The following is a 20,726-nucleotide window of genomic DNA, read 5'->3' as shown; positions in this document are numbered from 1 at the left end:
TATTTTTGGAAAATAATTGATGTATAATCAGCAGTTGGTTCAAAACGCTTGTTTTATGAAAGGGGGAGGAGCCTATGCTGGTCAATTGCGTAACGATGGCAGACGAAACAAAATCAGCCGAACATGCGCTTAAAAATCATTTTGAACAATCGCGCGCTAGTACCAAAATAGTTGATGAGTAATTTTTTAGCAATAATCATACACGATACATTATTCAGGCGGGAGGCGTTGCACATATTAAAAATATTTTAGGGAAAACAACGATTGTCACAGGTGACGCAAACATGATTGCAACCCATACTGACGTTTCTAGTTCAGCTTCCGGTTTCGTTACCGGAGTTGCTCTTCCCGTCGATGGTGGAGCATTACTAGGCTATTAAACTTACATTTAGGGAGATGGAACAGATGAAGATTACAAAAGTTGAAACGTTCGTCCTGCACGTCCCGATTACGCCACCGATTACCGATGCCATTAACATCGCAACCCATTGGGGGCTGGCTGGTGTCCGTATCTATACGGATGAAGGCTTTGTCGGCTATGGCTATACGGGCACCTGCGCGGAAGGCGACGATATGATCGTCGATACGATCGAGAAATACTATGCACCTCTATTGATCGGCAAAGATCCGTTTATGGTCAAAGAGCTTTGGAACGACATGCGCTTCGGAAAAATGCACTGGATCGGCAGAGCAGGCATTACGCACATGGCGTTGGCAGCCGTCGACATTGCACTGTGGGACATCATGGCGAAGGCTTCGAACAAGCCGCTCTGGCAGTATCTCGGAGGCGCGAAATCGAAGGGGATTAAAGCCTACAACACTAACGGCGGCTGGCTCAACTGGAGCAAGGAGCGCTTGCTTAAGGACGTCACCGAGATCGTCGAACAAGGCTTCACTGGCGTCAAAATCAAGGTCGGCAAGTCCGACCCGCGCGAGGACTACGATCGCTGTAAAGCGGTTCGCAAAGCGATTGGCGATGACGTCATCTTCATGATCGACGTAAACCAGCAATGGAACATCAATACGGCGATGACTTGGGGCAAGAAACTCGAGGAATTCGATCTGTTCTGGCTCGAAGAACCGCTCAATCCGGACGACATCATGGGACATAAGAAGCTGGCCGATGAGTTGAACGTTCCGATAGCGCTCGGTGAGCACGTGTACAGCAAATACGCTTTTAGAGATTATATACACAACGGCGCGCTTGAGTATTGCCAAGTTGACGTTACCCGCGTCGCGGGCATCACAGAATGGTTGCAGGTCGCCGGGCTTGCCGCTTCATACGATGTGCCGATCTGTCCTCATGTCGGCGACATGGGTCAGATCCATCAGCATCTCGTGGCCGCAACCCAAGGTGCGATCATGCTGGAGTATATCCCTTGGATCAGGCATATATTTGTGGAGCCGTCGACAGTCAAGAACGGCCTATACATCCTGCCTGAAATGCCAGGTGCATCAACGGAGATTATACCCGAGCTGTTCAAGGAATATCGGGTGAGATAAGCGATGCATGGGAAGATGAGATAGGGTAGCTTGATTCTTGTAAGAGCGGAGAAGCTGCAGGAATATAAGCCACTCCAACGCTGGAAGAGACGAAGTTCCTGCATCATGGGGACGAATGCTATAAAATTCTACAAACGGTTAGAAAAAACTATAAATAATTCGGTTCATGGAGGAAAGGAGTTTACCTCATGAGAATTAAAGGTAAAGTTGTACTCATAACGGGTTCGGGTTCTGGGATCGGCAAGTGCTCAGCACAATTATTCGCGCGGGAAGGCGCGACTGTCATCGTAAATGACTTGGATACCGCTAAAGGAGAAGAGACAGTAGCCGAAATCGTCGCTGGGGGAGGAGAAGCGTGTTTCCTACATGCTGACGTCACGAATGCCGGATCGGTAAAGGAGATGGCGGAAGCGGTTCTCGCAAAGTACGGGAGGATTGATGTTCTATTTAATAATGCCGGTATCAGCGGTGTAGGTGCTTTGCATGAAATCGAACCGGATGTTTGGGAACGTGTCATGAACGTGAACATCCGCGGTGTCTACTTGACGAGTAAATACGTCCTTCCGTCGATGATGGCGCGCAAGTCTGGGATTGTCATCAACATGTCATCGTGCGTGGCAGAGATTGGACTGGCAAAGCGTGCCTCGTACGCAGCGACAAAAGGCGCGGTGCTTGCGCTAACGAAGTCGATGCAGGTTGATTACGCAGCGTACGGAATTCGGGTGAACGCCTTACTTCCAGGGACGATAATGACGCCGTTTGTGGAAAATTATTTGAAGCAATCATACGACGATCCGGAAGCGGCCATTGAATCAATCAAGAAAAGGCAATTAAGCGGTGAGCTCGGCCGGCCGGAGGATGTGGCGCAGGCGGCTTTGTTCCTGGCTTCGGATGAATCGAAGTTTATGATGGGCTCGCCTCTTTATATCGACGGAGGCGTCGTCTTCGGTAAGAACGCATAACAATAAAAATAGAAGCATACGGAGAGATGAGAGAATAGAACATGAAGCTGCTTACGTTTTTTGAGAATGGAACTTACAAGCTTGGCGTGCATACAGAAGAAGGGGAAGGTATTCTGGATATCGCTGCTGCGGAGCGGGTGTATCTGCAGCCGGGAGACGAAGTGACGATTGAAATCGAGAAACTTGGATCGATAACCAATACGATGGTCGCCGAGAGGTAAGGAGAATCGAAATGATGGGGAATGCGAAGTGTCTGTCGATTATTAAAGCAAGTGCTTATATTCGCTGACGCTTTTTCTACATTTTAACCGTCCTATCTTGCTAAATTGAATAGATGGATATAAATGCGGGCAGGACTCTCCACTCCTATCCAAATCCTATAGTGCTTATTATGAGTACGGGCCACCCTTTTTGGGTGGTTTTTTTAGAAAACTTGAGCTTATTTTGTATTCTCGCCATCCAGAATGAACTTCCGTAGCTTATTTCTTGAATCGCAGCCAAGCTCAAATTAATTATTGAGCAGGCTGTCAAGAAACGAATTCAACTAGTTAAAACGTTTCGTCAGCTGTCAGAAGAAAAAAAAGTATCAGACTCGAAAAGTAAAGTTGATGACTGGCATGACGATTAGAGTTAATCAGTAGATTGGAAGAAGTGAGAAATAGAAATGAAACATTAGGATATTGTGATATAATGTGGTAAAATCTTCAACTCCAAAAAAGTAGAGACTATCCCATATGTAGCTTCAGCTTTTAGAGAGCGTATCTCTCAATGACCATTGTTTCCGGAGTTCCTAGATTTGAAGACATTCCAAGAGGAGGAGAACAGAAATGAAGAAGAAGGTAGTTACGACTTTATGCGGTACCATGATACTTTTGGCGGGTATGGGTACAGGTGCTTTCGCAAGCTCGCATATCCAAGAAATTAAAGCGCTGTTAAACGGAGATTTGAAAATCAGAGTGAACGGGGAGATTACCCCTCTTAAAGATGGAAATGGCAAAGCGGTGCTTCCCATTACTTATAATGGAACAACATATCTTCCGGTACGTTCTGTTTCTGAGCTGCTGGATATTCCGGTTCGTTATGACGGGACAGCCAAAGAGGTGATTATTGGCGAACAGCAGACAGGCGTACCCGTGAAGCAGGAGGATTTTAACACCAGTCTGCATACCAAGGACCCTGCACTGACCAAATACGGCGGCAAAATTTATAAGGAAGTTCTGTACAGCGCACCTAATTCCAATATTAAATATACTGCGCTCAGCCCTAACGGCAAATATAAGAAACTTGTTCTGCAATTCGCTGCAGTCGGCAAGGAAGTGGAGTCTCTTGAAATTAAGGATAATGACAAGAATGTGCTCCTTAAAAAAGTAGAGAAGATTTTGCCTAATAGTGATCTCCTGACGATTGAGGTAGATATTACTGGAGTAAAGAACATCGCAATAAATGTCACACAAGCTGTTGACGGCGGATTCATTATTCCGCTAGATACTTCAATTTACAAGTAAGATTAAGCAGAGAAGCCTACAATGCCCGAAAAGGCATAGTGGGCTTTTTTTTGCGTGAGATTCAATTAGATTTTCCCTTTGTCTGTCAACACATTTTTAGGTGTCCTACAAATTCGCCCACCATCGGTAGTGAAGTTATAATCAAGAATGTCATTGCAAATTAATATTGTATCTTGTATTATAGATAACAAAGATCTTTAAAGGTTGTTATATCTTGAAGGGAGGTTTTACATTTGCAGTTCTCCAAAAGTACAGATTATGCCCTACATGCTTTAATTCATCTGGGACAATCGGAGCGTTGCAACAACGTTGGAATCAAGGAATTATCTGGGGAACTTGATGTTTCCGATAGCTATTTATCCAAAATCATGTCCAAGCTCAGGCAGGATGGAATCGTACGTGCTGTGCCAGGGGTGAATGGCGGCTACGAGCTTGCACGACCGGCGGATCAGATTACATTCCTTGATGTGATTCAAGTGATTGAAGGGAGACAGCGGTTATTCGAATGCTCGAATTCGAATTCGCGGCAGCATCAGTTGTTAGTGGAAGAGGAGGCTGCGCAACGGGTTCAGACACATCAGGGAAGAAAAGAATGTTTGGTTGAGAAAGTTATGTACGGCGCTGAACAACATCTTTACCAATACTTACGGGAACATACGATTCAGTCGGTATTGGATGAGGCGTTCAAGCGTTGTACGTATGAGGTAAACAAGAAGTGATAGGCTTCTTGTAATTTAATTATGGATATTATAGATCTATGGAGGCTGAAAATAAAATGAATAAAAATCATCTCGATGTGGTAATAATTGGCGGCGGACCGGCTGGGTTGAATGCAGCTCTAGTACTAGGAAGGGCAAGGAAAACAGTTGCGGTGATCGATGCTGGTCGTCCTCGCAACGCTGTGACACGCGAGGTTCACGGGTTTCTTACCCGCGATGGGATGAGTCCAAGCGAGTTTCGGAGAATTGCTAAGGAAGAGATCAGCGCCTATTCCGGCGTATCATTCGTTACGGATAATGTAGTATCGATCGTGGGAACTGACGGCCGGTTTCAGATCGAGACGGAGCATGGTCAATCTTTTGCAAGCAAGAAAATATTGTTTGCCGTCGGCATGCAGGATCTGCCTCTTGCCATTCCGGGACTGGCGGAAGTATACGGGAAGAGCGCTTTCGTCTGCCCATTTTGCGATGGATGGGAATTAAGGGATCAGCCAATTGTCATCATTAATAAGGGAACAACGCTTATGCATCTTGCTCCACTCCTCTCCGGGTGGACGAACCGTTTAACCGTCTGCACGAATGGACCCGATGACCTGACTGATGCCGAGCGGGAGGAATTTCAGCGGAATCAAGTGCCTCTATTCGACTCGCCGATCTTGCAAATTGACTCTAACGGCGGATTTGTTCAGGAAGTCATTCTCGAAGACGGAACGACTATCCCATGCACAGGGATCTTTTTCAAACCGGATCTGGTTACCGGATCAGATTTGCCGCAAATGATCGGTTGCGAAATTACGGATTGGGGAGGAATCGTCGTGGATCAATTCGGAAAAACGAACATTCCTGGTGTATTTAGTGCCGGAGATGCAGCATCGCGAATGCATCAGGCCATAGCTGCGGCTTCGAACGGTGCATTTGCCGCTGCGGTCATCACCGGTGAACTAAATGCAGAAACTTGGGGAAGAAACAAATGATCGATTTAAATACTATGAAGCGCGGTCCAATCCAACATAAAGAAAGCGTGGGGAATACACATGAACGATTTTTTTAATGCAGCCATATGGGAAAAAGCGTGGAAAGACGAGTCCGTTCTGAAACTCAATAAGATGAAAATAAATGGAATCGATCCGACCAGATCTTTTGGCCCTAAGGCCAAGAGCTTCAACGAACAATCGTTTAGCGAAGAGGGAAGAAAACGAACTAAGCGAATTATGAACTGGCTTGAAGGACAAGGTGTTGGGTTTGAAAATACCTCTGTGTTGGATATTGGAGCCGCATCGGGCGTATTCTCGGTGCCGTTTGCGGAGCGAGGGGCACGTGTAACCGCCGTAGAGACTTCTCCCCCGCTGGTCGAATTACTGGAAGAAAATATCTCGAGGTTTGAAGTTGGCCAGGTGAACATTGTACGCAAACCGTTTGAAGATATTGACTTGCAGACGCAAGGCTGGAATCATAAATTCGATCTCGTCTTTGCCTCGATGTGCCCAATCATTCACAATTGGGATAGCGTGGAGAAGCTGCTTCATTGCGCACAAAAGTTCTGTTATATCAGTATGCCGGTAAGTCCAGCGGAGCACAGCCTCGTGAACGAAATTTGGCCTCTCGTCACGGGTCAGCCCTTCCATGCGCAACATTCAGAAATGGGGTACTTGCTGCATTTGCTATATCTTAAAGGTTATGCTTACGAATCGTTAATCACACGAGAAACGAAAACGAAGGAAGTCTCCAGGGAAGCGGCGTTGCAGGAAGCGTTAACTTGGCTTGGACATCGTCGCCTTCCTATAGATGAGCGGAATCGGAAAATAATTGCTGACTATATGGAGCAAGCCTATCCGTCAGGTAAAGTAGTCATTGAGGAGGGCGGACGTTTTGGCAAAGTACTGATTCGATTGCAGGATCAGAACATGTATACGAAAGAGATTTGATTCCGGCATATGTTACTGGGTCAAAATGAGTTCGAGCAATTGATTTTGTTTGGCTTGAGCTTTAAACTAGCAAGATAGAGCGACCTACTTAAGATGGCTAAAGGGCTATGAGCCATGACTCTCCCATCGTACCAGAGTCGATCGTTTTCGTGCAAAGCGCAATATTAACGATCTACAGGAATCCTAACGGAGAACAGTAGGTTTAGTAATCGTTGAGACGAAAAGGGGGAAAACGTAATGAAGACGATCAAGCGCATGATGGACCATTTGTACTGGGCGGACGGACGTATCTTGGACGCGCTCGCTGAGAATGAGACGAAGAACAAGGACCTTCTGAAGCTGGTTCGACACGTCGCTGTCGCGGAACAAGTCTGGTTGTCACGATTGCAGGGCAAGGGCAGCGCGCAATATTCGTTGTGGAAGGAAGCGGAAGACTTGACGGAGATCCAGTCAATGTTTGAAGAGAACGCCAAGCAATATCGTGTTTATATCGAAGGGCTCAAGGAATCCGAGTTGGACGAGATGGTCGACTATGAGAACCAGAGCGGGGTTCCGTTCCAAACGTCCGTACGGGACATTCTCTCGCAGGTCCTCTTACATGGGCAGTATCACCGAGGCCAGATCAACCAGGCACTTCGGATTGAATTGGCAGAGCCCGTCCAAGTCGATTACATCACGTTTGCGAGGCTCTAACGGGGCCTAATAATAATCATCATCATTCGTAATGGATGGGGATTGACCTAACGGGAAACGATCGGTCAACAAAATAGCCGCTAGTCCTAGCTTAATTTCAGGTTTGGACTAGCAGCTAATGCAGCTTAATGATTCAATCCAGGTGTAGTTGACAGTTGTTAGTTCATCAAATTTTCTATCCGATCTGCACGTATCCAGCACATTTCCTTAATATCTATGGTCTCTTTGAAGTCGTTAATCAAGGTGAAATGATTTTGAAGATTCATCAACGACTCCATACTGAAAACATCTCGCAGTTTATCAAGTCCGCCCGAATCGATGTTGAACAACGCAAAAGCATCCACGTCTAGACTCTTTATAAGTTTCTTGACTTTGTCTTCCTTACTATGTTCCTTATAGAATTCCTTAAACATTTTGACCCTAAAATCGTCTGAATTAGGTTTTATATAGAGCAATTCAATAGCATCTTCTTCAGGAAAACGTTCTTGTACATAATTATGTAATTCAATTGCATCTGCCTCATACGAATAATCGAATGCAGATATAACTCTGCTTTGGTAAAGGATGGTGAAGCCCCAGCCGTGGTCTTCAAAATTATAAAAGTATAATATAGGTAAGCTAGTAGTCATTTTTATAATATCCTCAGGATAGGTGCCACTAACTTCTGTACCTTTCGTAAAAAACACGCTCCATTTGTCATTAAGCGGTTTTATTAAAGTTGGGTTGAAGTCTTCGATAGCTTTCCTATGTTTATTCATGACAAGACTGCCTGAAGTAAACTCACTCATTTGTTTCCCCCCCATAATGTCCATTCATCAATTAAGATTAATATTTCGCTGGATAATAACTGATCACCTTCATTTTTCAAAAGTTAAGTTATATGAACGGATCGGATAATACTAAATAGGGTACGATTGAAAAGATTTTAAAAGCTGGTAAAGTCGGAATAATGAGAAGGTGCTGTGGACATGAACAAAGAGGAGTATCTAAGGGAACTTGATGAAATTATTGAAGATAAGATGTTCATTGGGAATGATATCAATGACTTAGAAACAGAATCCTCACAAAACACATGGTCGATTTCGATGAGTCAACAGTTAGCGAGCGAGTTTACCGTTTGGGAGATAAGAAACTTTTTCAAAAATGTAATTACTAATAAAGCTGAGCAATTGACAAAAGCAAACTGTAATCATGGAATGCTATTTTATGTATGGTTTGACTTCCAATCTGGAAGGTTACGCTTTAATTTTATTTCAAACATCCATAAAAGACTACCTTTTAAATGTGAGATTGAAACAATAGAAAACATGGATTCGATAATATATGCGTTTCTAGAATATCCTTATCATGATGGTATTCCCTTTGAGGAAGAAATAGATAAAGATGAGGCAAGTGTGGAAAATACAGAAGTAAATTTACTTCATGTTTTCTTGTACGAATTGAGATATTAGAGAAACTACGAAAGAGAAACGTTAGTTCAATGGTACCTGGATGAGCAGGAGCTCCTTGTTTTCAAAGGTGCTTCTTTTTTTATCAAACTACAATATTGTTGTAAATACAACAAAAAAGAGATACTATTTTAGTATCAAACAAGAGTATTTATGAAAAGGTGGACAAGGAAAATGACTTTCATGATAAAAAAGTGCACATTTGAACAATTAGATGCCCTTCAGGAGATTAGTATTGAAACATTTAATACTACCTTTAAGAACCAAAATTCGCCTGAAAATATGAATGCTTACTTGGAAAAAGCATTTAACATCAAACAATTAGAACAAGAAATATCGAATAGCTTTTCGGAATTTTATTTTATTTATTCCAATGAGCAAGTTGCAGGGTACTTAAAGCTAAACACAAATGATGCTCAAACTGAAAATATGGGCCATGCTTCGCTTGAAATCGAAAGAATTTATGTAAGGGAAAGTTGGCATAGACAGGGGCTGGGTCAATTTTTAATAAAAAAAGCTTTAGAAATAGCTTCTGAACAGAATAAAGAGAAGATTTGGCTAGGCGTTTGGGAAAAAAATGAAAGTGCGCTTATTTTTTATACAAAAATGGGCTTTGTTCGAACAGGAGCCCACTCCTTTTATATGGGGGATGAAGAACAGAGGGATATCATTATGACCAAAACAATCTGAATTACGGTAGAAAGTAAGTTTAGGGCCATCGTTGGAATTCGGGCTACGAAATAGTGTACACTATACCCGTCGACAACATTACGCAAATGGAGGCTGAGAAGTATGGGTAAAATTGCGATTTTCGGTTTTGGCCGCATCGGCAGAGTGCTGCTGCGCGTCGCGCTTCAAGACAAGCTCTTCGTTCCGGTTTCGGTATCGGATATCAAGGACGAGGATACTCTTGCCGCACTGTTCGAAGTGGATTCCAACTATAAGCGTTGGCATGAGGAAGTATCTGCCCAAGAGGGCTCATTGGTCATCGGCGGACGTGAGATTCTTTATATTAATTCCTCGCAGGAAGTGCCGGACTGGAAAGCGCTTGGCGTGGATCTCGTCGTCGATTGCACGGGTCGTGCTGTCGTCCGTTCCGTCGCGGAGGTGCATCTGGATCGCGGCGCGAAGCGCGTCCTTATCAGTGGTCCAAGCAAAACCCTCGATGATTGTGATGCAGTGCTGCTGAAGGGGATCAACCTCGACAGCTTCGATCCTGATAAGCACCGGATCATCAGCATGGCTAGCTGTACGACTAACGCCTTGGCGGCCGTCGTCAAGCTGGTCAAAGAAAACTACGGGATCAAATACGGACTGTTCTCCACGGTCCATTCTTATACCAATACGCAATCGTTGACGGATCAGCCGATGCGCGACCGCAGGGACTCCTGGGCGGCGGCCGAGAACATCATTCCATCTTCGTCAGGCGCGGCCAAGGCGCTTAAGTTCATCTGGCCGGATCTGAAGATTACGGGGAAGGCCTACCGCATACCGACCCGCACGGGCAGTATCGCCGAGTTAAATCTGATCACGGAGAAGCCGTGCACGGTGCAGGAAGTGAATGATATGTTCCGCCGTGCCTCGCGAGAAGGCGACCTTAAAGGTGTCATGGATGTACTCGAGGGCGAATGGGCCTCGTCGCGAATCATAGGCGACCCGCATACATCGATCATCGATCTGCCGCTCACCCACGTAGAAGGAGAGCTTCTATCCGTCGCGACTTGGTACGACAATGAATGGGGCTTCGCTACGCGTCTGGCGGAGGTTACAGCATTCTTGGCAAATAAATAAAAGAGACTGTCCCGGCATTCATTCCGGGTACGGTAGTATTTCCTCGTCAAAAGACCAACCATGGCCGCTCATGTGAGCGGCTTTTTTGTGCTTTGGAATACCCTATGGGTAGACTTACGAATTTTTGGGGTATTTTTTATTATTGTATTTGTTCTGGTTTAGTGAGATGAAGCATTTCTGCTAGCTGTGTAGCCAAAAAAAATGGCGTATAGGGTAGATCGTTTCTAAGCCAGAAAACAATGGTGCCAATGAAAGCAGCGGAGCCGTACCAGATTGCGATATCTTTTTGAACGTTTAAAGTGGAGGATGCCTCCCGCATGTCCATTCGTTGGGTAATCAGATCAGAGATTAGCTCCATGAGTCGTTCCGTAAAAACGGGAATGCGTTTGGAAGCGAGCAGTACTTTATAAAAATTGGAGTTTTCCGCGATATGCTCAAGCAGTTTGACGATAATTTTTATGTTAAAACCGGTTTGTTGGGCAGCATCCTTTAAGATCGCCTGCATTTCGCTAATCATGTCTTCCGCCAGTCTATCGATCATATCTGGAATATCTCGATAATGAAGATAGAAGGTAACACGATTAATCGTCGCTCGCTCAGCAATGCGATTCACGGTTACTTTTTCAAGCTCAAGTTCGTGAAGCAATTCAACAAAGGCATCTTTAATTAATTGGCGCGTACGCAGAACACGCGGGTCTAATCGTTGTAATTTAGTTGGCATGGGTAATCACTTCCTTCTCCAATGCGCTATGCGACAAAAACTGCCATATTTGTGGATTATGTGACTCATAGGCGACAGATGACTTGGAATTGTAAACTAATAAACAGTTTTCAAAAAGGTGTAGCTTGTGAACAATAGAACATGTGATTATAATTCTATTTACATCCAGTTTACTATACCACACATTGTAAATTAGTTGTAAATTGAATTTGAAAGGAATAAGTAAAATGAGTAAAACTGCAACATTTGATAGTAGTACGATTAAGAAAGGCCCGCTTTTGTTTGTCATGATTTTGGGGGCATTTATTGCCATTCTGAATCAAACGATCATGAGTGTTGCTTTACCGGAGCTTATGGTTGAATTTGATATTACCGCTTCCACAGGCCAATGGCTAACTACCGGCTATATGTTGGTTAACGGTGTACTAATTCCAATAACAGCTTTCCTTATGCAACGATTTACGACGCGTGAGCTGTTTCAAACATCCATGATTATTTTCCTCATAGGAAGCATTGTTTCAGCTTTTGCGCCTGGCTTTGAAGTTTTGTTGGCCGGCCGCTTGATTCAAGCAGCGGGGGCTGGGATATTAATGCCTCTTCTCATGAATGTCATCCTGACAATCTATCCGCCTGACAAGCGCGGAGCCGCTATGGGAATGGTGGGGCTGTCTATCATTTTTGCTCCAGCTGTGGGTCCTGCTATAGCCGGCTATATTTTGGAGCATTATTCATGGCGCGCTCTTTTCTATGGCATCATTCCATTTGCTGTCATTGTTATTGCGGTGGCTTTTGTATATTTAAAAAATGTTTCCGAACGTACTTATCCCAAAATTGATGCGTGGGGCGCGGTGCTCTCAACGATCGGATTTGGTTTCCTTCTTTACGGATTCAGTAGTGCTGGCGGCAAGGGCTGGTCAAGCACGGAGGTTGTCCTGTCAATTGTTGTAGGTGTTGTGGCATTAATATTGTTTACATGGCGACAGCTGGTTATCAAAAGTCCGCTTCTTGATCTTAGGGCTTTCAAGCACAACATGTTTACCCTGACAACGTTAATCAACATTGCAGTTACGATGGTTATGTATGCCGATATGATGCTGCTTCCCTTGTATTTGCAAAATGCTCGCGGATATACGGCGCTCGAGTCCGGGATACTCATGCTCCCAGGCGCACTGCTTATGGGCTTGATGATGCCCGTGGCTGGGAAGCTGTTCGATAAGTTCGGAGCGAAATGGTTGTCTATTATCGGTATGGCCATTACGATTGTTACGACACTGGGATTCATTAATTTGACAGATTCGACGAGTTACACGTATCTAGTCCTCATGTCCACAGGACGACGCTTAGGTATGGCACTATTCTTAATGCCAATCACAACCGCTGGCCTTAATCAATTGCCTACAAGACTGAATGCGCATGGTACTGCTATTTCCAACACGATTAAGCAAGTGGCAGGGGGAGTAGGAACTGCATTGCTAGTCACGGTTATGACGACCAGAACCCAATCTCATCTCGTTGACCTGATGACGACAAACGGAGCAGCGAATGCATCCAAGGAACTTATAAAAGAAGCATCGATTCAAGGAATTAATGATTCATATCTAGTTATTGTTGGCATCGGAATTGTTGGCCTGCTGCTTTCCTTCTTCATCAAACGTGTAGGTCAAGCCGAAGAAGAAACGACAGTTGTTGTAACTCAGAAGCCCGTTCATGCAACGTAGGATTTACAGATAATCATTTAGTAGAAGGGCTTCTCCAAGGATAGGAAGAGATATGAAAAAAGGTTACTAAATAGGCATGAAAGGCTGATGAGCATTCATCAGCCTTTTTTTTTGTTTAATTCGTCAAATTGCCGCGATAATTTGCTGTTATGTATACCATGCAAAATAACGAATTCTGAGCCGTGATCCTGCCGTCAAAACCATAGAATTCTTCGTGGAAATGGAAAGTTGTACCTGAAAGCGCTTAACTGTACCTTGTTCGCGGCTTCAGCAACCCGCTATGATCAAATCAAAGAAAGCGCTACCAATACATATTGCTTTCACTCCTCATCTATGCGCTCGCTCTTGATTACGCGCACGTCCATTACAAAGGAGATGAATTGATGAAGAGGTCATTAAGAAGAACGGGCTATCTCGCATTAGCATTATGGCTGGCGTTCGCGGGCTTCGCGATCCCGGGGAAGCAAACCGCGAACGCGGCCAACAACGGGCTTGCGCTCAAGCCGCTCATGGGCTGGAGCAGCTACAGCATGCAAGTGTACTCCGGCAATCCCGCTTGGATCAACGAAACGCAGATCAAGGCGCAGTCTGACGCTATGCATACGAAATTGCAAGCGTACGGTTACAATTACATCAATATCGATGCAGGCTGGAACGGCGGCATCGACGGCTACGGCAGGCCGGTTCCGAGCAGCATGCTATATCCGAACGGCTTTACGGCGCTAATCGATTACGTGCATGCAAACGGCCAAAAGTTTGGCCTCTATATGATTCCGGGCATATCCCCGCAGGCATACAGCGATGATCTGCCGATCTACGGCGCAGCCAGCTGTTCGATGCAGGACATCGCCGCTCAGCCGCTGACGACGGCAGACTACTGGAATTTGGGCTACAAAATTAATTTCGGAAACCCGTGCGCGCAGAGCTACATAAATTCAATCGCCGACCTCTTCGCTGATTGGGGTGTCGATTTCGTGAAATTCGATAGCGTCACACCGGGTTCTGGTCATAATGACACTTCAATTGACGCGCGAGGCGACGTTGCCGCTTGGTCGCAGGCGCTGAGTGCGCACAACATTTGGTTCGAGCTTTCTTGGGCGCTGGACCACAATTACGTCGACACGTGGAAGCAATATGCTAACGGCTGGCGCGTGGATTGGGATGTCGAATGCTATTGCACCAACACCGCTTTGACGGCTTGGGCGAACATCGACAGGTTGTTCCCGAAAGCTGCAATTTGGTGGCGCGATGCCGGACCAGGCGGCTGGAACGACTTCGATTCACTCAACGTCGGGAACGGCTCCATGGACGGTATGACGCAGGATGAACGGCGAACCGCTATGTCTTTATGGGCGATGTCCTCGGCCCAGCTCTACACGGGCAACGATTTAACCAATTTAGACGCTTTCGGACTCTCCTTGCTGACGAATGACGAAGTTATTGCCGTTAATCAGGCGGGCCGGCCGGCCCATCCGGTATCCACGGCCTCGAATCAACAAGCGTGGTACGCCAATAATGGGGATGGCACATATACCGTTGGCCTGTTTAATCTAGGCAGTTCCGCCGCGACGGTCAACGTGAACTGGAGCGACATCGGACTGAACGGTGCCGCGACCGTCCGGGATTTGTGGACTCATAGCGATCTGGGGTCGTTCAATACCGGCTATAGCTCAGTCAATTTGCCTGCGCATGCCTCGAGGCTGCTCAAAGTAACGGCAACAGGCGGATCTGTTACCGCTAACAACGACGACACCGGCATTAAATATACAGGGGCGTGGCAGCGAAGTCACAGCCGGGGCTTTGGAGACTATGGGGACGACGTCCACTACACGCAGACGAATAACGACGCGTTTGAATACACTTTTCAAGGCACGGGCATTGATCTCATTACAGAGAAAGATTCCTCTCAGGGCAATATCGACATTTACGTGGACAACGTCTTCAAACAAACGGTTAACACCTATAACGCGACCCGCCAGGCGCAGCAGACCGTCTATAGCATCACCGGTCTCGCCAACGGACCCCATACCTTGAAAGCAGTCAAGAAATCGGGTACTTACATGCTAGTCGACAAATTGCAATTCAGCGTGCCCTCGCCAATTCTCGTGAACGATACCGATCCGGGAGTATCGTATACGGGGACGTGGACGACGAGCAGCGCCAGAGGCTACGGCGATTATCAAGATGATGTTCACTACACGCAGACAAACAACGATTATTTCCAGTATACGTTTAACGGAACGGGAATCGACCTTGTTACGGAGAAGGAGGCTTCCCAAGGCAACATCGACATCTACATCGACAACGTCTTCAAGAAAACCGTCAATACGTACAATGTCACGCGGTTAGCCGCGCAAACCGTGTATAGCATTGACGGACTTGCAAGCGGCTCGCATACCATTAAAGTCGTAAAGAAATCGGGCACGTACATGCTGCTTGATCAACTGCGGTTCAAGAGCAGCCAGAAACAGTACAACAATACGGATGCCAGCATCAGCTATACGGGCTCATGGTCGCTGAACGGCAACCGCGGATTTGGTGATTTCAACAACGACGTCCACTTCACCCAGACGAATAACGACTACTTCCAATTCACCTTCACCGGAACAGGGGTGGAATTGATCACGGAGAAGGACGTTTCGCAAGGCAACGTGGATATTTACTTGGATAATGTGTTACAGACCACGGTCAACACAGCCAATCCGACGCGGCTGACCAATCAGGTCGTTTATAAGGCGACTGGCCTAACGAATGGCAGCCATACGCTCAAAGCTGTGAAGAAATCGGGCACATACATGCTGCTGGACTCCATCCGAGTAACGCCGTAGGCTAGAGGCATAGGAATAAGTGTGAGTTGTCCCAAAGCGGTATTTGGCTTTGGGACAACTTCAAAGGCGGTTATCGCCTGGATGGTTTCTATGTCAGCGCAGATAAACGAAAATAAGATACTCAAATAACGGCCAAGTAGATTGGTCGTTATTTGGCATGCCCGGCGATAGCATAATATCGGTACATGAAGCATGTCAACAACCAAGCGCACTAGGGTAGGAGGATCACCGGAACGGGAAACGAGTGGACAGCTTGATACCTAATGATCTCGATTTACTTTACCGATGGTCTGTCTGTGGCAATAGTATGATAAGATAATTTCAGTTTAATCGTTCAAATGTTTAGACCAAGGAGGGACTCGATGGATCAGGATATTGGATATCAAATCATGCATGAATTTAAAAAGAATCAATCCTTGCTGATTGCCATTGGGAATGAAACTCGACAAGCTATTTTAATTACTTTGGCTCAGGGGGCTGGAATGCGTGTAGGAGAAATTAGTACGAATACACATTTATCTAGACCGGCCATTTCACATCATTTGAAAATACTAAAAGACGCTGGCATTGTAACTGTTCATAAAGATGGGACCAAAAACTTCTATCGAATAGACGCCAAAAATAAAATGCAATCCTTAAGAGATTTAGTTGATGATGTAATAAAACTGTGTGAATAAATCGCGATACAACAACGATTGACAATACCATAGGGGGTAACGATGAACGTATCTATTGAAGCGCAAAACGGTGTGAAAATTCCTCAACTTGGATTTGGGGTTTATAATGTCAAACAAGGTAAAGATGGCGTTTTTGAGAAAACCATTAGCGAAGCCATTGAAGCCGGTTATCGACATTTTGACACCGCACGAATATACGGTAATGAAGAAGCATTGGGAAGAGAAATACAAAAAAGTGGCATTGCTCGAGAAGATTTTTTTCTTACGTCAAAAGTATGGACAACTGATTTAGGTTATGCTCAAACGCTACGGGCTTTTGAGAAAAGCTGCCAAAAACTGAATACGAATTACCTTGACATGTATCTCATCCATTTCGCAGCACCCCATTACGTAGAGGCTTGGAAGGCTATGGAGAGACTTTATTCTGAAGGAAAAATCCGAGTCATTGGAGTAGCTAACTTTGAGATCGAACACCTTGAACAACTTATGAAGCATGCTAAGATTGCTCCGATGATTAATCAAATTGAAACCCATCCAGAATTTCAACAACATCGATTGCGAGAGTACATGTTCCGTCATCGGATTTTACATGAGGCTTGGGCGCCGCTGGGCCAGGGTAACAAAGCTTTGTTTGAGAATAAAGTACTCAAAGCTATTGCTCGTCGGCATCAAAAAACGGTTGGACAAGTCATTTTGCGTTGGCATTTAAATAGAGATACTATCGTTATCCCTAAATCCTCGAATCCAAAAAGGATAAAGGAAAATATAGATCTATTCAATTTCAATCTAAGTGATGAAGAAATGGAACAAATTGGGGAAATGGATGTTGGGAAACGATACTCTGTAAACCCAAAGGGGTACAATATAAACCCAATTGTAGTAAATGTGATGAAACTATTTTTGAAGTAACATGGAAACGGAAAAGGGTCACTGTCAAGGTTGGGCGAGGAGAGAGTGGCGAACCTCGTTGAACAATACCATTCAAGATTATTCCTAATTCCGAATTCTCTATGCGAGGAAACCCATCGATGCTACTCCACCTGGAAGCTGGGATGACAGTATTAATAATTAATAATGAATTCCCTTCTTTACCCGAATAAGCGGTGGAGCAGGGAATTCATTATTTAATCCTCCTAAATCATAGGAAAATGAATTTGATGATCATGCAGTCCCGAGAGGAGAACGGCATCCTCCAATGCTCAATCCCAATTGATTGTAATATTTTTTAATATTCACGATCGTTTGGCCCTGAGTGACCTCGGTAATCATCCGAGCGATTTCATCAACATCGACAACTCTGCTTTCGAGAAGAGCGTCATATATTTGCTTTAATTCTTTTGGAAATACATTGCCCACCATACTAGACAAGCCATTACAACCGTTTATGGTTAGATTGGAGACTAGATTTAGGTCTCCTGCCGCAAACCGAACAAACGAGCTGGGGAAAATGGTATCTTTGTGGCGATGAACGTCTCCGGCTTCTTTAAAGCCCAATATATTTGTATGCCTATTTATTAAATCGTGCAAAGCTTCCGGGCTCAGATCAAAGCCTGTTCGGGACGGATTGTTATAAAGAATGACTTCTTTAGTCGTATGCTTAAGCAGCTCATCAACATAGAGGATAGCCTCTTGCTGGGTTGGTTTAATGTAGGGCGGAAATCCGATCATGATGATATCAAAAACAGAACTTTCAAGCGCTTGCACTAATTTCACAGCATCTCGGGTTCTTACGGAGGCCACTCCAAAAATGAATTCGACACCTTGGAAATGTTTCCGATTGAAATAGTGAATGATTTCAAGCCTTTCTTCGATGCTCAAGGAATGTTGTTCCCCTGTTGAGCCTGATACAAGCAACGCGTCGATCTGATTTTCTCGCAAATAATGGATAATTGGATCAAATCCCTCCAAATATAAGCTCTCATTTTCTTGAAAGGGAGTAGGTATGGCAATATGGAATTTTTTCATGTGATTCATATCCTCCTTGCTGAAATTTTATTTTGATGCTATTTGTCGCGCAATGGCTACGCATAGCACGACGCATTATTCGAACGGATAAGCAAGCCATTGAAGAGGGGATCCGCATCATTGCTGAAGAGCTGGAACATGGTAAATATTCAAATAGCAGCCCAAAACCATTTTTTCGCTTTTAATTATAAATCAATATGCAGGTATCCATGCAGTCAGTATAGCCCCACCCTCCGAATGGTTTTTAGCGGTAAGCTCGCCTCTATGACGCCTAATAATTCTCTGTGAAATCGTTAATCCAAGCCCGCTACCGCCGGTTAACCGATTTCTGGATGTTTCCCCGCGGTATAAAGGCTCAAACACGCGCTGTAGTTCTTCCGTAGTGAAACCTGGCCCAGTATCACGTATCGTAAATATGACCTTGCTGCCATCTTTATAGCATCGAACTTCAATATCACCATTGGAAGGCGTATGTCTAACGGCATTATCCAACAGATTATTGATGGCGCGTTCCAATAAATGCCTGTCGCCGCTAATGTCGCAATCGTCAGCTAGATCGGTGGATATGGAGATGTGCTTTTGCCGAGCTAACAGATTTAGACTGTCCATCGACGTCCGGATGACGAATGGTAGATCAATGTTTACGTTGATTAGTTCCTCCTCCATATACTCCATCTTCGTAAATGTGAACAGGTCTTCGACGAGGCGGTCTAATTGTGCCGATTTTTCCTTGCAAACGGTTATATATTTTGATATTTTCTCAGGCGATTGTGCAATGCCTTGTTCCAGCCCGTCCAAGTAACCGCGCAATGCAAACAAAGGCGTTCGCAGATCATGCGCGACAGCTGCAATGACGAAGCGGCGCTCTTCCTCCAGCTGCAGTTGCTTCTGAATAGAGGTTTGAAGCCCGCTCACCATAACTTCAAATCCATCGCGCACCTTGGCGATTTCTGTAATTCGGGAATCGGGCAGCCGAACATCCCAGTCTCCTGCTGCCATTTGCCTCGCGGCGAGGCTCATCCTCTCGAGTGGCTTGAGAAGAAACCTGCGCATTTCGATACCAATAATAAAGAATGCCAAAAACAAACCAAAAACCATGGAAATGAACGGAACCGTTTTTGATTCTGGCATATAAACGACGAACCTTCCCAAGATACGGCCATTCTCTAAAACAGAATATTTTTCGGAGTTTGACGACATAGAGCTGTGGGACTTCCGGTTAGAGCGGAAAATCTCTTGATCGGACGCAGATAGAATAACGGCATCCATCTTTGCTTTTTGCAAGTGATTGTCCAATTGGTTTTGCCAATTCACGTCGTTCCATTTGTCTGTGTTCGATTCGATGAGGTGAGCTATTTCCGCGAATTGTCCTTTCAGGGCCTCGTTTTGCGAATGGCTTTTTGCGAAGCTAAGTGTATTTGTTTCAAAAATATGAGCAGCTGCATAAAAGATCCAAGGCAGCGTAAGGATGAAAAAGAAGCATAACAAAGTAAACGTGCGAATACGAATAGTTCTCATTTTATCCTCCCTCGAAGCGATATCCGATTCCCCACACATTGATCAGATACTGAGGTTGGTTCGGATTGGGTTCGATTTTTTCCCGAAGCCGGCTGAGATGAACCCGAATGGTATGCCGATCGCCAACGCCTTCCCAAAATCGTTCAAGCAATTGATCATAGGAAAAAACATGTCTGGGATGCTCCATAAACAAGCGCAGCAACTCATATTCCCGAGGCGTGAGCACAACGCGTTCCCCGTCCACCTTCACTTCCCTTGCAGACAAATTGATTTTAATGCGGCCATAAACCAAAAGTTTCTCTCCCATAGGCTGCTGAGAAGGGACGCGGCGCAGCACCGCTTTGATTCTGGCGACAATTTCTCCTGGAGAAGCATTTTTGATAATATAGTCATCACCGCCAAGAGTGAGCCCCCTAATCTTATCCACGTCATCGCTGCGAGCACTTAAGAAAAGGATCGGAACGCTGCTTTCCTTTCGAATCCGTCGACATAGCGCGAATCCGTCCTGCCCTGGCATCATGATGTCAAGAACAATGCAATGTACAGTGTTTTGCTGGAATAATGTCCATGCTTCTGAGGCATCGCAAGCGGTTAGCACATGAAAATGATCATTTTCCAAAAAGTCCCTCAATAGTTCAACAATGCTTAGATCATCGTCTACAACGAGTATCGTATTAAAACCGTTCATGGTATCCCACCTTCCTAGTCAGTTTATCATTTTTTCGTTTGAAACAAACGGGTCTCGAGGTTTTG

The 20,726-nt window shown here is 45.1% G+C and carries 20 protein-coding genes; 15 read left to right on the top strand and 5 right to left on the bottom strand.

What is annotated here, in order from left to right; all coding sequences use genetic code 11:
• Positions 1-405: 405 nt before the first annotated feature.
• From FJQ58_RS31725 to FJQ58_RS31690, 8 genes are all read left to right on the top strand, one after another.
• Positions 406-1,503: a mandelate racemase/muconate lactonizing enzyme family protein gene (locus tag FJQ58_RS31725; RefSeq protein WP_139999811.1), complete on the top strand. Its 1,098-nt coding sequence runs from the start codon at positions 406-408 to the stop codon at positions 1,501-1,503.
• 188 nt (positions 1,504-1,691) lie between these two features.
• Positions 1,692-2,465 carry an SDR family NAD(P)-dependent oxidoreductase gene (locus FJQ58_RS31720; protein WP_139999809.1) on the top strand — a complete coding sequence of 258 codons (774 nt, stop codon included), beginning with the start codon at positions 1,692-1,694 and terminating at the stop codon, positions 2,463-2,465.
• Between the two features lie 41 nt (positions 2,466-2,506).
• Positions 2,507-2,686 carry a hypothetical protein gene (locus tag FJQ58_RS33350; protein WP_338016188.1) on the top strand — a complete coding sequence of 60 codons (180 nt, stop codon included), beginning with the start codon at positions 2,507-2,509 and terminating at the stop codon, positions 2,684-2,686.
• 606 nt (positions 2,687-3,292) lie between these two features.
• Complete coding sequence (locus FJQ58_RS31710; protein ID WP_139999808.1) at positions 3,293-3,970, top strand: stalk domain-containing protein; 678 nt, start codon at positions 3,293-3,295, stop codon at positions 3,968-3,970.
• A gap of 233 nt (positions 3,971-4,203) precedes the next feature.
• Positions 4,204-4,689 carry an RrF2 family transcriptional regulator gene (locus FJQ58_RS31705; RefSeq protein ID WP_139999806.1) on the top strand — a complete coding sequence of 162 codons (486 nt, stop codon included), beginning with the start codon at positions 4,204-4,206 and terminating at the stop codon, positions 4,687-4,689.
• A 56-nt stretch (positions 4,690-4,745) separates the two neighbouring features.
• Positions 4,746-5,663, top strand: coding sequence for an NAD(P)/FAD-dependent oxidoreductase (locus FJQ58_RS31700; protein ID WP_139999804.1), 918 nt, complete (start codon positions 4,746-4,748; stop codon positions 5,661-5,663).
• Between the two features lie 60 nt (positions 5,664-5,723).
• Positions 5,724-6,614 carry a class I SAM-dependent methyltransferase gene (locus FJQ58_RS31695; protein WP_139999802.1) on the top strand — a complete coding sequence of 297 codons (891 nt, stop codon included), beginning with the start codon at positions 5,724-5,726 and terminating at the stop codon, positions 6,612-6,614.
• A 237-nt stretch (positions 6,615-6,851) separates the two neighbouring features.
• Positions 6,852-7,307: a DinB family protein gene (locus tag FJQ58_RS31690; RefSeq protein ID WP_139999800.1), complete on the top strand. Its 456-nt coding sequence runs from the start codon at positions 6,852-6,854 to the stop codon at positions 7,305-7,307.
• A 158-nt stretch (positions 7,308-7,465) separates the two neighbouring features.
• Here FJQ58_RS31690 and FJQ58_RS31685 read toward each other — a convergent pair whose 3' ends face one another.
• On the bottom strand, positions 7,466-8,095 hold the full coding sequence (locus FJQ58_RS31685; RefSeq protein WP_139999798.1) for a hypothetical protein: 630 nt from the start codon (positions 8,093-8,095) through the stop codon (positions 7,466-7,468).
• 180 nt (positions 8,096-8,275) lie between these two features.
• On the opposite strand from FJQ58_RS31685, the gene FJQ58_RS31680 reads away from it, so the two are divergent.
• The 3 genes from FJQ58_RS31680 (at position 8,276) to FJQ58_RS31670 (ending at position 10,546) form a co-directional block, all read left to right on the top strand.
• A complete protein-coding gene (locus FJQ58_RS31680; protein WP_202915356.1) occupies positions 8,276-8,758 on the top strand; it encodes a hypothetical protein in 483 nt (160 codons plus the stop codon).
• Positions 8,759-8,929: 171 nt separating this feature from the next.
• Positions 8,930-9,445 carry a spermidine/spermine N(1)-acetyltransferase gene (paiA, locus tag FJQ58_RS31675; protein ID WP_139999796.1) on the top strand — a complete coding sequence of 172 codons (516 nt, stop codon included), beginning with the start codon at positions 8,930-8,932 and terminating at the stop codon, positions 9,443-9,445.
• 102 nt (positions 9,446-9,547) lie between these two features.
• Positions 9,548-10,546 carry a type I glyceraldehyde-3-phosphate dehydrogenase gene (locus tag FJQ58_RS31670; RefSeq protein WP_139999794.1) on the top strand — a complete coding sequence of 333 codons (999 nt, stop codon included), beginning with the start codon at positions 9,548-9,550 and terminating at the stop codon, positions 10,544-10,546.
• A 139-nt stretch (positions 10,547-10,685) separates the two neighbouring features.
• Here the strand turns inward: FJQ58_RS31670 and FJQ58_RS31665 are convergent, their stop codons facing one another.
• Positions 10,686-11,267, bottom strand: a complete 582-nt coding sequence (locus FJQ58_RS31665; RefSeq protein ID WP_139999792.1) for a TetR/AcrR family transcriptional regulator — start codon at positions 11,265-11,267, stop codon at positions 10,686-10,688.
• Between the two features lie 227 nt (positions 11,268-11,494).
• On the opposite strand from FJQ58_RS31665, the gene FJQ58_RS31660 reads away from it, so the two are divergent.
• From FJQ58_RS31660 to FJQ58_RS31645, 4 genes are all read left to right on the top strand, one after another.
• Complete coding sequence (locus FJQ58_RS31660) at positions 11,495-12,985, top strand: DHA2 family efflux MFS transporter permease subunit (RefSeq protein ID WP_139999790.1); 1,491 nt, start codon at positions 11,495-11,497, stop codon at positions 12,983-12,985.
• Between the two features lie 383 nt (positions 12,986-13,368).
• Positions 13,369-15,813 carry a glycoside hydrolase family 27 protein gene (locus FJQ58_RS31655; RefSeq protein WP_139999788.1) on the top strand — a complete coding sequence of 815 codons (2,445 nt, stop codon included), beginning with the start codon at positions 13,369-13,371 and terminating at the stop codon, positions 15,811-15,813.
• A gap of 362 nt (positions 15,814-16,175) precedes the next feature.
• On the top strand, positions 16,176-16,490 hold the full coding sequence (locus tag FJQ58_RS31650; protein ID WP_139999786.1) for an ArsR/SmtB family transcription factor: 315 nt from the start codon (positions 16,176-16,178) through the stop codon (positions 16,488-16,490).
• Between the two features lie 42 nt (positions 16,491-16,532).
• Positions 16,533-17,399: an aldo/keto reductase gene (locus tag FJQ58_RS31645; protein ID WP_139999784.1), complete on the top strand. Its 867-nt coding sequence runs from the start codon at positions 16,533-16,535 to the stop codon at positions 17,397-17,399.
• A 252-nt stretch (positions 17,400-17,651) separates the two neighbouring features.
• Here the strand turns inward: FJQ58_RS31645 and FJQ58_RS31640 are convergent, their stop codons facing one another.
• From FJQ58_RS31640 to FJQ58_RS31630, 3 genes are all read right to left on the bottom strand, one after another.
• Positions 17,652-18,455 (bottom strand): dihydrodipicolinate synthase family protein, encoded by an 804-nt coding sequence (locus tag FJQ58_RS31640; protein WP_139999782.1) that lies wholly within the window; start codon positions 18,453-18,455, stop codon positions 17,652-17,654.
• Positions 18,456-18,647: 192 nt separating this feature from the next.
• Positions 18,648-19,973: a sensor histidine kinase gene (locus FJQ58_RS31635; protein ID WP_139999780.1), complete on the bottom strand. Its 1,326-nt coding sequence runs from the start codon at positions 19,971-19,973 to the stop codon at positions 18,648-18,650.
• Position 19,974: 1 nt separating this feature from the next.
• Positions 19,975-20,661: a response regulator transcription factor gene (locus FJQ58_RS31630; protein ID WP_139999778.1), complete on the bottom strand. Its 687-nt coding sequence runs from the start codon at positions 20,659-20,661 to the stop codon at positions 19,975-19,977.
• Positions 20,662-20,726 lie beyond the last annotated feature (65 nt).

Source organism: Paenibacillus paridis (genome assembly GCF_006345825.1).
Taxonomy (GTDB): domain Bacteria; phylum Bacillota; class Bacilli; order Paenibacillales; family Paenibacillaceae; genus Pristimantibacillus; species Pristimantibacillus paridis.
Note: the sequence above shows the minus strand (reverse complement) of the source record. Positions and strands in the feature narration are given on the sequence as shown.

Bases quoted from the DNA above. Each gene is read 5' to 3' on its own strand.
- FJQ58_RS31725 (WP_139999811.1), top strand. From the start codon at position 406: ATGAAGATTACAAAAGTTGAAACGTTCGTCCTGCACGTCCCGATTACG.
- FJQ58_RS31720 (WP_139999809.1), top strand. From the start codon at position 1,692: ATGAGAATTAAAGGTAAAGTTGTACTCATAACGGGTTCGGGTTCTGGG.
- FJQ58_RS33350 (WP_338016188.1), top strand. From the start codon at position 2,507: ATGAAGCTGCTTACGTTTTTTGAGAATGGAACTTACAAGCTTGGCGTG.
- FJQ58_RS31710 (WP_139999808.1), top strand. From the start codon at position 3,293: ATGAAGAAGAAGGTAGTTACGACTTTATGCGGTACCATGATACTTTTG.
- FJQ58_RS31700 (WP_139999804.1), top strand. From the start codon at position 4,746: ATGAATAAAAATCATCTCGATGTGGTAATAATTGGCGGCGGACCGGCT.
- FJQ58_RS31695 (WP_139999802.1), top strand. From the start codon at position 5,724: ATGAACGATTTTTTTAATGCAGCCATATGGGAAAAAGCGTGGAAAGAC.
- FJQ58_RS31690 (WP_139999800.1), top strand. From the start codon at position 6,852: ATGAAGACGATCAAGCGCATGATGGACCATTTGTACTGGGCGGACGGA.
- FJQ58_RS31685 (WP_139999798.1), bottom strand. From the start codon at position 8,095: ATGAGTGAGTTTACTTCAGGCAGTCTTGTCATGAATAAACATAGGAAA.
- FJQ58_RS31680 (WP_202915356.1), top strand. From the start codon at position 8,276: ATGAACAAAGAGGAGTATCTAAGGGAACTTGATGAAATTATTGAAGAT.
- paiA (WP_139999796.1), top strand. From the start codon at position 8,930: ATGACTTTCATGATAAAAAAGTGCACATTTGAACAATTAGATGCCCTT.
- FJQ58_RS31670 (WP_139999794.1), top strand. From the start codon at position 9,548: ATGGGTAAAATTGCGATTTTCGGTTTTGGCCGCATCGGCAGAGTGCTG.
- FJQ58_RS31665 (WP_139999792.1), bottom strand. From the start codon at position 11,267: ATGCCAACTAAATTACAACGATTAGACCCGCGTGTTCTGCGTACGCGC.
- FJQ58_RS31660 (WP_139999790.1), top strand. From the start codon at position 11,495: ATGAGTAAAACTGCAACATTTGATAGTAGTACGATTAAGAAAGGCCCG.
- FJQ58_RS31655 (WP_139999788.1), top strand. From the start codon at position 13,369: ATGAAGAGGTCATTAAGAAGAACGGGCTATCTCGCATTAGCATTATGG.
- FJQ58_RS31650 (WP_139999786.1), top strand. From the start codon at position 16,176: ATGGATCAGGATATTGGATATCAAATCATGCATGAATTTAAAAAGAAT.
- FJQ58_RS31645 (WP_139999784.1), top strand. From the start codon at position 16,533: ATGAACGTATCTATTGAAGCGCAAAACGGTGTGAAAATTCCTCAACTT.
- FJQ58_RS31640 (WP_139999782.1), bottom strand. From the start codon at position 18,455: ATGAAAAAATTCCATATTGCCATACCTACTCCCTTTCAAGAAAATGAG.
- FJQ58_RS31635 (WP_139999780.1), bottom strand. From the start codon at position 19,973: ATGAGAACTATTCGTATTCGCACGTTTACTTTGTTATGCTTCTTTTTC.
- FJQ58_RS31630 (WP_139999778.1), bottom strand. From the start codon at position 20,661: ATGAACGGTTTTAATACGATACTCGTTGTAGACGATGATCTAAGCATT.